Here is a 10,169-nt window from a genome sequence, read left to right as displayed (position 1 = left end):
AGTTGACTTTTAATCAATTGGTCGCAGGTTCGAATCCTGCACGACCCACCAATTTAACATCAAACTCAGATGTTGAATGTGAAGGATAACGTTGCGTCAGCAACGGCCCGTAGGGCGAGGCGAAGCCGAGTCATCCTGCACGACCCACCAATGTAAAAAAGCGCCCTAAAGGCGCTTTTTTGCTATCTGCGATATGGAAGATTCGAACCTGCCGCAGGTTCGGGTCTTGCCTGATGCGCTGCGCTTATCAGGCCTACAGACGGCACCGCTCACGTAGGCCAGATAAGACGTTACGCCGCCATCAGATACGGGGCTACGTAATTATTGTGACTTTCCTTATTGAATCAGCTATCTTGTTTAGCATATAAAACAAATTAACCGATTGTGGCGTTTATTACGCTTTCATTCGGTTGTTTCGTTAAGTCAGTAAAACGAGAAGCCACGATGAGCGTAATGTTTGACCCACAAGCCGCAATCTACCCGTTCCCGCCGAAACCAACGCCGTTGAACGACGATGAAAAGCAATTTTATCGTGAGAAAATCAAGCGTTTGCTCAAAGAGCGCAATGCCGTCATGGTGGCGCACTACTACACCGATCCGGAAATTCAACAGTTAGCAGAAGAAACCGGCGGCTGTATTTCCGACTCGCTGGAAATGGCCCGTTTCGGCGCGAAGCACGCCGCATCCACGTTACTGGTAGCGGGCGTACGGTTTATGGGGGAAACCGCCAAAATCCTCAGCCCGGAAAAAACCATTCTTATGCCTACGCTGGCGGCGGAATGTTCGCTGGATTTAGGCTGCCCAATAGACGAATTTAGCGCTTTTTGTGATGCGCACCCTGACAGAACCGTAGTGGTCTATGCTAACACCTCGGCTGCTGTTAAAGCGCGTGCGGACTGGGTTGTGACCTCCAGTATCGCCGTAGAACTGATTGAGCATCTGGATAGTTTGGGGGAAAAAATTATCTGGGCGCCGGACAGACACCTGGGGAATTACGTGCAAAAACAGACCGGGGCCGATGTACTGTGCTGGCAAGGAGCGTGTATCGTGCATGACGAGTTTAAAACTCAGGCGTTGACCCGTTTAAAAAAAATCTATCCCGATGCCGCTCTTCTGGTTCACCCTGAATCGCCGCAGTCCATTGTCGAGATGGCCGATGCGGTGGGCTCCACCAGTCAGCTTATTAAGGCGGCAAAAACGCTGCCGCACAGACAGCTTATCGTGGCGACCGATCGCGGCATCTTCTACAAAATGCAGCAGGCGGTGCCTGAAAAAGAACTGCTTGAAGCGCCCACGGCTGGCGAGGGGGCGACCTGCCGTAGCTGCGCGCACTGTCCGTGGATGGCGATGAATGGCCTGAAAGCCATTGCTGAAGGGTTGGAGCAGGGAGGCGCGGCGCATGAAATACAGGTTGATGCGGCGCTACGCGAGGGCGCATTACTGCCGCTCAACCGGATGCTGGATTTTGCGGCTACACTTCGGGCGTAAAGACGGAAATCTTTGGGGGAGAGAATGGATTTTTTTAGTACGCACAACATACTGATTCATATTCCGATTGGCGCTGGCGGGTACGATCTCTCGTGGATCGAAGCGGTAGGAACCATCGCCGGCCTGCTCTGTATTTGGCTTGCCAGTCTGGAGAAGATCAGCAACTACTTTTTTGGACTGGTTAACGTCACCCTGTTTGCGATTATTTTCTTTCAGATCCAGCTTTATGCCAGCCTGTTGCTGCAACTCTTTTTCTTTGCCGCCAATATTTATGGCTGGTATGCGTGGTCGCGGCAAACAAAGGATAATGAAGCCGAGCTTAAAATCCGCTGGCTGCCGTTGCCAAAAGCAATGGCATGGCTGGCGATATGTGTGATAGCTATCGGTTTGATGACGCGATATATCGATCCCGTATTCGCCGTCCTGACGCGCGTGGCCGTCGCCATTATGCAGATGCTGGGGTTACAGGTGACAATGCCCGTACTGCAACCGGACGCTTTCCCGTTCTGGGACTCTTGCATGATGGTGCTGTCTATCGCGGCGATGATTCTGATGACACGCAAATATGTCGAAAACTGGCTCCTGTGGGTGGTAATCAACGTGATCAGTGTGGTGATTTTTGCTTTGCAGGGCGTCTATGCGATGTCGCTGGAATATCTGATCCTGACATTTATCGCCGTGAACGGTAGCCGCCTGTGGATAAACAGCGCGCGGGAGCGAGGATCGCGCGCGCTTTCCCGTTAATGGTGATGAACATGCCCGGATGGCGTCTGATTCAGATGACAGTCCGGGCCGTGACACACTTGATACTCCATCTGAATCGTAGCGTGCGCAATATGGTATTCGTGCATCAGAAAATCCTGGATACGTTCCAGCAGCGCATCATGGTCGTGTGGCGGAATGACCTGAGCGTGCAATGTCATGATCGGTTTTTCGCCGACCATCCAGACATGCACATGGTGTACGTTGCGGACTTCGGGGATTTCCCGGCTTAAATGGCGCTGTAAGGCATTAATATCCAGCGAAACCGGTGCGCCTTCCAGCAATTCGTTGACGCTATCTTTTAACAAACGCCAGGCGCTGCGTAGCACCAGTACCGAAACCAGAATAGAGAGAATCGGGTCCGCTGGCGTCCAGCCCGTCCAGATAATGATCAACGCGGCGACTATTGCGCCGACGGAACCCAGCAAATCGCCCATCACATGTAGCGCGGCAGCGCGCACGTTCAGGTTTTTTTCATCGCTTCCCCGATGGAGTATCCAGAACGCAAACAGGTTCGCCAGCAGACCCGCGACCGCAATCACCATCATCAGATTGCCCGCCACCGGACGTGGCGTGTAAAAGCGCTCTATCGCTTCCCAGACAATGAGAAGGGTAATGACCACCAACGCAATGGCATTCACAAAAGCCGCCAGTGTGGTGAGTCTTAGCCAGCCAAAAGTGTGGCGAACAGTCGGGGGACGACGGGAAAATTGAACCGCCAGCAGCGCAAAGAGAAGGGCCGCCGCGTCGGTGAGCATATGTCCCGCATCCGCCAACAACGCCAGAGAGCCGGAGAGTATCCCGCCCACCACCTCAAGGAGCATAAATCCGGCAGTGACGATAAAGGCGAAAAGCAGGCGACGAGCATTATTATCTTTCGGCAGGTGTGAATCGGCATGAGAGTGTGAGTGCGCCATAACGTCATTCCTTTGTTATTCTCATCAATACTGTAGACATCATACTGATTTTTCGCTGACAAAATAAAAAGGAGAGCGAAAGCTCTCCCGTTATCAGACTTTTTTCTGCATTACTGTGTGGTACCGTCGGTTTTGGTATTCACGTCATTATTGACGCCATTACCGGTTTCCACTTTTTTATTAATATCCGGGCAGCGACCGTCTTTACACATGGTATTTTTATGCTCTTCATCCTTGGTCATTCCGTCATGATTCATGGTTGAACCGTCTGGATGCTGCATCGTGCTGTTAGCGTTGCCGTTGGTATTGATGTCGTTGTTATTCACATCATTCGGCGCCACATTCTGGCGGGCGTCCGGGGCAACCTGGCCGGCATTTGCCGCCGAGTTCGCCTGGCCATTACTGGACTGCGCGTTAGATTCAGCAGCTAACGCTGCGCCGCTGGCAAGGCCGAGGGTAGCGGTGAGTAAAAGCGTAGTCAATTTTGTCATTTTCATAAGATGCTCCTGTTATGGTGGATATGTCGGATAACCTCTTCCAACAGTGCACGTGTCAGTCAAATCCTCAAATAAGGGATAAAAAGCGTTCGCCGCCGCGGGTTAACGCAGCAGAGAATCTTGCAATAATTCATAAACAGAGTGGTTACAGTTAAAAAGTGTAGGTTAGATCCCATTTTTCGCTACATTTGTGCGTTTTTTTCCTGAATTCCAGGATTATTCCGTTCAAAGTGTAAAAGCCCGTTTACACTATTTAATTGAAGAGATAGATTGGAGGGATTGCATTCATTGGGATAAGTACGGCAACACTGGAATAAACATGAATTATCAGAACGACGATTTACGCATTAAAGAAATCAACGAGTTATTACCTCCGGTCGCGCTGCTGGAAAAGTTTCCCGCCACGGAAAATGCAGCAAATACCGTTGCTCACGCGCGCAAAGCCATCCATAAAATTCTCAAAGGCAATGACGATCGTCTGCTGGTGGTGATCGGTCCTTGTTCAATTCATGATCCGGCAGCGGCGAAAGAGTATGCCGCCCGTTTGCTGGCGCTACGCGATGAGCTTCAAGGCGAGCTTGAAATTGTCATGCGCGTCTATTTTGAGAAACCGCGTACCACCGTCGGCTGGAAAGGGCTGATTAACGATCCGCACATGGATAACAGCTTCCAGATTAACGACGGTCTGCGTATTGCGCGCAAACTGCTGCTGGATATTAACGACAGCGGCCTGCCTGCCGCCGGCGAATTCCTCGATATGATCACGCCGCAATATCTGGCCGATCTGATGAGCTGGGGCGCCATTGGCGCGCGGACTACTGAATCCCAGGTTCATCGCGAATTGGCGTCTGGCCTCTCTTGTCCGGTCGGTTTTAAAAATGGTACTGATGGCACGATTAAAGTCGCCATTGACGCCATCAACGCCGCCGGCGCGCCGCATTGCTTCCTCTCCGTCACTAAATGGGGTCATTCGGCGATTGTGAATACCAGCGGCAACGGCGACTGCCATATCATTCTGCGCGGCGGTAAAGCGCCAAACTATAGCGCGCAACATGTTGCTGAGGTGAAAGAAGGCCTCATCAAAGCGGGACTGACGCCGCAGGTCATGATCGATTTCAGCCATGCCAACTCCTGTAAGCAATTTCAAAAGCAGATGGAGGTTTGCGCCGATGTCTGCCAGCAGATAGCGGGCGGTGAAAAAGCGATTATTGGCGTGATGGTAGAGAGTCATCTGGTAGAAGGAAACCAGAGTCTGGAAAGCGGTCAGCCGCTGACCTACGGTAAAAGCATTACTGACGCCTGTATTGGCTGGGAAGATACCGATGCGCTGCTTCGTCAGTTGTCGGCAGCGGTAAAAGCCCGTCGCGGCTAAGTTTAGTTTCTATCCTGTAGTGAAGTGCAGGATAGAAAACATATCGGTCCGGTAACAGCCTACCGGACCGGTATTGCCAACATTAATGTATTATTATTTGGCGTACTTAGGTACTTCCTGCTTCTGGAGGGTATTTCCTTCCGAATCAATTCCTACAATGACTCTATAGCGGTCAAAATATAACTTCTTAATGGATTCTGTTCCTAATTCTTCGTAGGCAACAATTTCTACTGATTTAACATGTTTTGTATTAATTGCAGACGCTCCTCCAATCCCGAGTAGCGAAACCCCACCGTATTTTTTACAAAGCTCAGCGACATAATCAGCACGATCGCCTTTGCCAAGAAACGCAGTTGCCCCTTGTTGAAACATCATTTCTACAAATGGGTCCATACGCGCGGCCGTTGTAGGACCGTTGGAGCCAATAGGTAAACCAGGTCTGGCAGGGCAGGGGCCAGCATAGTAAATCGTTTGGTTTTGAAAATCGACTGGTGATTTTTCTCCGTTACTAAGCGCTACTTCGATTTTTTTATGCGCGGCGTCACGGCAGGTGTAAGCAAATCCAGTGAGAAATAATATATCGCCGACCTTAAGAGTTTTCGCTTTCTCTTTAGTCAATGGTAATGTTAATTCCATCATAGCTTCTCCAGGTATTAAATGATTTCACTAGCGTGGCGGCTTGCATTACATTGGAAATTGATTGCGACTGGCAGTGCAGTGATATGGCAAGGATAGTAATCGACATGCACGCCTAACGCCGTAATACGCCCGCCCATCCCTAAAGGGCCGATCCCTGTATTATTCACGGCCTCTAATAATTCAGCTTCGAGCTGGGCATAAAGTGGTTTAGCATTGAACTCACCAAGAGGGCGTAATAATGCTTTCTTCGCCATCCACGAACAGTGATCCATTGTACCGCCAACGCCGATACCAATAATATAAGGAGGGCATGGATTGCCTCCTACACGACGGACAGTTTCCAGAACAAAATCTTTTATACCATCAATACCATCGCCGGGAAGCAATGTTTTAAAAGTTCCCATATTTTCGCTACCGCCGCCCTTTGGCATAACGGTAATTGTCACTCGGTCACCATCAACAATTTCAGTATGTAAAATTGCAGGAGTATTATCATTAGTATTAATACGTTCTAATGGATCTGCAACCATGGATTTTCTTAAGTATCCATTTTCATAGCCCTGGCGAACACCTTGGTTCACCTGATCTTTAAGCGGCTTACCTTCCCAGCATACATGTTGTCCAATTTCCATTATAACGATACAAGTGCCGGTATCATGGCAGCATGCAAGTTGTTCTTTTTTTGCATACTCTCCATTATCAATTAATATCTTAATGGTTTCCTTGCCGATCTTTGACTCTTCTTTATCATATGCTTTACGAAAAGAACACATGAGATTATCATCCAGTTCATAACAAGCTTTTTTTACAAGTTTTTCGATAACCGGAATGATAATTTCTGTATTTAATATACGACTCATACTCCCTCCAGTGCTATGTTGCATTGTTTTATCCATTGATCACATTTTCATGATATTCGTATTCATTGTAGGAAGGAAATATGTTATTTTTATTAAATGATAAATTTTATTTATAGTAGTGGAAAATAGATGGAAATTAGACAATTAGAATATTTTGTAAGCGCTTCTTTGTTAGGTAACTTAACCAGAGTTGCTGAGCGGCATTTTGTTTCTCAACCTAATATCACCATTGCTATTAAGAAGTTAGAGACTGAATTAGGGGTGACATTATTTGATAGAAAGAAAAATAAACTTGTCCTTACTGAGGAGGGCATGTTTTTCTTACAAAAAATTGAACCTATCCTTATTGCGTTAAAAAATAGCGTAGCGGAAATGAAAGATTATCGTAATGAAAATGGTGGCATAGTAACTTTGGGGATCCCACCGATGATAAGTTTGTTTCTTTTTTCACCGCTCTTCAAGCATTTCCGGGAGATTTATCCAGAGATGGAACTCTCTCTTGTTGAAGAGGGGACTTTTGGTTTACATGATAAACTTTCTGCTGGAGAGCTGGATCTTGCTATTGTTATTATTAATGACTGTCCAAAAGAATTAGTTACGGTACCATTAATGACTCAGCAGCACGTGGTATGTATGTCAGATAAACATCCCCTGGCAAAAAAGGATAGTATCGATTGGGAAGATCTACAATATGAGCCATTGATACTAATGAAAAAAGATTCCTGGCATAGAAAAACGATTATTGAAGAATGTACAAAGCGAGGAATTCATACACATATTTTTCTATCATCAAACAGGGTTCAAACCAACATAGATCTGGTTGCTAAAAATGAAGGAATTTCTTTCATTTTGGACGCTGTCGATCTTAAAGCCGAAAAAGTAATAACCAAGGCCATGACTGAGCCGACTTATGTTACGATTGGTTTGGCCTGGAAGAAAGATAAATATTTATCATATGCAACCAGAGCGTTAATTAAATTCATTGAGGATTATATTAAAGAACATTTTACAATTAAATAATTATATTTGTTCTTCAACAAAAATTTCCCATAGCTCTTCGGCATCTGGAGGCATTCTCTTGGCTGGTCTATAAAGTCTTATTTCTATGGGTACCCATAAATTGCTTTCTTTTTCCGCTGCAGTAACAATAGTTTTAGCCTCTATATCTTGCCTGGCAAGGCTTTGAGGTATCCAGGCAACACCATCGCCAGATCTGACCATTGCCAATAGTGTTGCTGCCAGATCGGCCACAAAGGCAACATTTATATTATGGGTAATTCTGTTAATAGACGCTGTATTTGCTATTATTCTTCCCAGACCTGATTGTGATGAAAAAGAAAGGTAAGGGAATTGAATCTTATTATTTATATTCCACAACGGTTTTAACGTTTCTGAGTCTGGTTTACTGAATGGAATTAATGTATCAAACCCAAGACGAATGCTCATAAAGTTATTTTTATTTAAATTTAGATGCATATGTGGGTGATGGTGACACAGCAAAAATTGTGAATCTCCCTGCCGCATCATTTTTTCACACGCATTCAATGAGTCAGATAAAAGACGAAATGAACCAAATTTTGCAATTTTATCACTCTGTTTTAACAAATGCGGTACAAAAGAGAAAGACAAAGCATGCGTTGCTGAAAAAACAAGACTAGGTTGTTTATTACCTGCGGCCTCAAGGGTATCACTTTTCAATGTGTACAAGGAGTGGATCAGTTCGGGAAGCTGGTCTGTAAATACTTCTCCGGCCTTGGTAAGGGTGACTCCCCGTTTACTTCTTTCAAAAAGGGGCGTACCCACCCATTCTTCGAGAGATTGTATCCGACGACTAAATGCGGGTTGAGTCACATATCTTGAGGCAGACGCTTTTGAGAAATTCAACGTTTCTTTTAGAGCCAGACAGTCTTCGAGCCATGTTAGTTCGAGGTGATGCCGATATTGCATAAGCTGCAACCTTATTAGCATTGGATGAGTTTCATTTATATAAGTAGCATTATACACAGACAGATTTTAAGAGGAAATTATTTGATTAAACAGAAACAAAAGCAGTAAGAATATGTTATGCCTTTGTCGGGTAAGTGTTGTTATTTATGTGAGTGTATTCTTTCTCAATAGAAATTAATTAGATGTAATTTTAGTATAACATGTGATTTATGCTTGTTGCAGTTGTATTCATGACTGTAATGAGTTGTTTTTGTACCCTAATAATATAAGGACGTATACATGTCACCAGCGATTATTACTTTGTTGGTTTTAGTGGTTGCAATAATTATCTTTGTTAGCGATCGTCTTCCTATGGGATTAGTTGCATTTATGGTCCCAATGGCACTTTATTTTACCGGTGTTATCGATGCTAAGGATATTTTTGCTTCAATCGTAAATGCGAATGTTATTCTTATCGTCGCCATGTGTGTACTCGGTGCGGCATTTTTTAAAACAGGTTTGGCATGGCAATCAAGTAAAATTTTACTAAAATATGCTAAAACAGAAAGAAGCCTTAGTGTATTGATTTTTCTTATTGGTGGAGTTATGTCTGCCTTTGTTTCTAATAGCGGAACAGTTGCTGTGCTAATTCCTATTGTTTTAGGTATTGCCGCCAGTAGTCAGATTAAGCCTATTAAACTTCTTATGCCTCTGGTTTTTGGGGCAACAATCGGTGCTGACATTTCTATTATCGGTTCGCCAGGAAATCTGATTGCTAAAAATACTATTGAAACTTTTAGTAAGGGAAGTCTGTCGGTGCCATTTTTCGAATACGCTAAAATTGGTATTCCTTTGCTGATTGCATGCTCTATATTTCTCTATTTCTTCGGTTCAAAACTCATCGCAGATCGTGATGGAAATACACAATCTGATTCTCAAATGGATTATAGCCAAATTCCGGCCTGGCATAGAAATTTAACTTTAGCCGTTTTTATTCTGTCTATCGCTGGAATGGTGGCAACTGATTATATTAAGTTTCTGCCTCCAATGCATATTATTGCATGTTGTGCGGCTATTGTTCTTGTATTCGCTGGCGTTTTAACACAAAAGGAAACTTTTAATTCTTTTGAAACGCTAACTGTTTTCATGCTTGCGTTTATGATGCCTTTAGGTGCCGCGCTTAATTCTACTGGTGCTGGAGAAATGATTGCCAATGCCGTTATTTCAGTAACCGGAGATTCTGGCGTTATGATTATTATGGCGTCATTGTGGATACTTACATGGGCTTTGACTCAAGTTATGAGTAACACTGCAGCATGTACGTTGTTATGCCCGGTAGGATGGACTATCGCACAGTCTATTGGCGCAGACCCTCGTGCAGTTGTTATTGCTGTTTTTATTGCGAGTAGTGTTGCTGTTTGTACCCCAATGGCTATTCCAGCAAACTCAATGATTATTGGCCCGGGGAATGTTAAATTTAAAGATTTCTTAAAACCCGGATTGGCGATTAGTTTGGTTTGTTTTATCGTTAGTATGATTTTACTACCGGTATTTTATCCCTTCTATTAATGACTGATATTACTTTTCTATTTTAGATTATTAAATTTGAGACTTTATTATGAATAGTTCGGTGCTATTAGGTGAAGGCTTCACCCTGATGTTCCTCGGCATGGGGTTCGTGCTGGCGTTTCTGTTCCTGCTGATTTTC

Annotated in this window: 10 protein-coding genes, 1 other RNA gene and 1 pseudogene; 7 read left to right on the top strand and 5 right to left on the bottom strand. The window is 45.0% G+C overall.

Features of this window, described 5'->3' with window-relative positions; all coding sequences use genetic code 11:
* The 3 genes from NA197_RS23175 to pnuC form a co-directional block, all read left to right on the top strand.
* A non-coding RNA gene (locus tag NA197_RS23175) (RtT sRNA) lies at positions 1–150 on the top strand; the annotation flags it as partial.
* Between the two features lie 294 nt (positions 151–444).
* Entirely contained in the window at positions 445–1,488 is a 1,044-nt protein-coding gene (gene nadA, locus NA197_RS23170) for a quinolinate synthase NadA (RefSeq protein WP_000115343.1), read from the top strand.
* 24 nt (positions 1,489–1,512) lie between these two features.
* Entirely contained in the window at positions 1,513–2,232 is a 720-nt protein-coding gene (gene pnuC / locus NA197_RS23165) for a nicotinamide riboside transporter PnuC (protein WP_001728872.1), read from the top strand.
* Here the strand turns inward: pnuC and zitB are convergent.
* Positions 2,229–3,167, bottom strand: a complete 939-nt coding sequence (gene zitB / locus NA197_RS23160) for a CDF family zinc transporter ZitB (RefSeq protein WP_000951247.1) — start codon at positions 3,165–3,167, stop codon at positions 2,229–2,231. The two genes, pnuC and zitB, sit on opposite strands and share 4 nt — an antisense overlap.
* A 110-nt stretch (positions 3,168–3,277) precedes the next feature.
* On the bottom strand, positions 3,278–3,664 hold the full coding sequence (locus NA197_RS23155) for a YbgS-like family protein (RefSeq protein ID WP_000784379.1): 387 nt from the start codon (positions 3,662–3,664) through the stop codon (positions 3,278–3,280).
* Between the two features lie 319 nt (positions 3,665–3,983).
* Between NA197_RS23155 and aroG the strand changes: the two genes are divergently transcribed.
* Positions 3,984–5,036: a 3-deoxy-7-phosphoheptulonate synthase AroG gene (gene aroG / locus NA197_RS23150; RefSeq protein WP_001109233.1), complete on the top strand. Its 1,053-nt coding sequence runs from the start codon at positions 3,984–3,986 to the stop codon at positions 5,034–5,036.
* Between the two features lie 93 nt (positions 5,037–5,129).
* On the opposite strand, the gene NA197_RS23145 is transcribed toward aroG, so the two are convergent.
* Together NA197_RS23145 and NA197_RS23140 are read right to left on the bottom strand one after the other, a co-directional pair.
* Positions 5,130–5,675 (bottom strand): FumA C-terminus/TtdB family hydratase beta subunit, encoded by a 546-nt coding sequence (locus NA197_RS23145; RefSeq protein WP_000970374.1) that lies wholly within the window; start codon positions 5,673–5,675, stop codon positions 5,130–5,132.
* Positions 5,676–5,689: 14 nt separating this feature from the next.
* Positions 5,690–6,535, bottom strand: a complete 846-nt coding sequence (locus NA197_RS23140) for a fumarate hydratase (protein WP_000086831.1) — start codon at positions 6,533–6,535, stop codon at positions 5,690–5,692.
* 129 nt (positions 6,536–6,664) lie between these two features.
* Between NA197_RS23140 and NA197_RS23135 the strand changes: the two genes are divergently transcribed.
* On the top strand, positions 6,665–7,555 hold the full coding sequence (locus tag NA197_RS23135) for a LysR family transcriptional regulator (protein WP_000405927.1): 891 nt from the start codon (positions 6,665–6,667) through the stop codon (positions 7,553–7,555).
* Here NA197_RS23135 and NA197_RS23130 read toward each other — a convergent pair whose 3' ends face one another.
* On the bottom strand, positions 7,556–8,539 hold the full coding sequence (locus tag NA197_RS23130) for a LysR family transcriptional regulator (RefSeq protein WP_000282119.1): 984 nt from the start codon (positions 8,537–8,539) through the stop codon (positions 7,556–7,558).
* A gap of 222 nt (positions 8,540–8,761) precedes the next feature.
* On the opposite strand from NA197_RS23130, the gene NA197_RS23125 reads away from it, so the two are divergent.
* The gene (locus tag NA197_RS23125) at positions 8,762–10,030 is read left to right on the top strand and encodes an SLC13 family permease (protein WP_000074129.1); all 1,269 of its coding nucleotides are present in this window, start codon (positions 8,762–8,764) and stop codon (positions 10,028–10,030) included.
* 49 nt (positions 10,031–10,079) lie between these two features.
* A pseudogene (locus tag NA197_RS23120) lies at positions 10,080–10,169 on the top strand (oxaloacetate decarboxylase subunit gamma); the annotation flags it as partial.

Source organism: Salmonella sp. NW884 (assembly GCF_051700745.1).
Lineage (GTDB): Bacteria > Pseudomonadota > Gammaproteobacteria > Enterobacterales > Enterobacteriaceae > Salmonella > Salmonella enterica.
Note: the sequence above shows the minus strand (reverse complement) of the source record. Positions and strands in the feature narration are given on the sequence as shown.

Bases quoted from the DNA above. Each gene is read 5' to 3' on its own strand.
- NA197_RS23125 (WP_000074129.1), top strand. From the start codon at position 8,762: ATGTCACCAGCGATTATTACTTTGTTGGTTTTAGTGGTTGCAATAATT.
- zitB (WP_000951247.1), bottom strand. From the start codon at position 3,167: ATGGCGCACTCACACTCTCATGCCGATTCACACCTGCCGAAAGATAAT.
- NA197_RS23155 (WP_000784379.1), bottom strand. From the start codon at position 3,664: ATGAAAATGACAAAATTGACTACGCTTTTACTCACCGCTACCCTCGGC.
- NA197_RS23140 (WP_000086831.1), bottom strand. From the start codon at position 6,535: ATGAGTCGTATATTAAATACAGAAATTATCATTCCGGTTATCGAAAAA.
- pnuC (WP_001728872.1), top strand. From the start codon at position 1,513: ATGGATTTTTTTAGTACGCACAACATACTGATTCATATTCCGATTGGC.
- nadA (WP_000115343.1), top strand. From the start codon at position 445: ATGAGCGTAATGTTTGACCCACAAGCCGCAATCTACCCGTTCCCGCCG.
- aroG (WP_001109233.1), top strand. From the start codon at position 3,984: ATGAATTATCAGAACGACGATTTACGCATTAAAGAAATCAACGAGTTA.
- NA197_RS23145 (WP_000970374.1), bottom strand. From the start codon at position 5,675: ATGATGGAATTAACATTACCATTGACTAAAGAGAAAGCGAAAACTCTT.
- NA197_RS23135 (WP_000405927.1), top strand. From the start codon at position 6,665: ATGGAAATTAGACAATTAGAATATTTTGTAAGCGCTTCTTTGTTAGGT.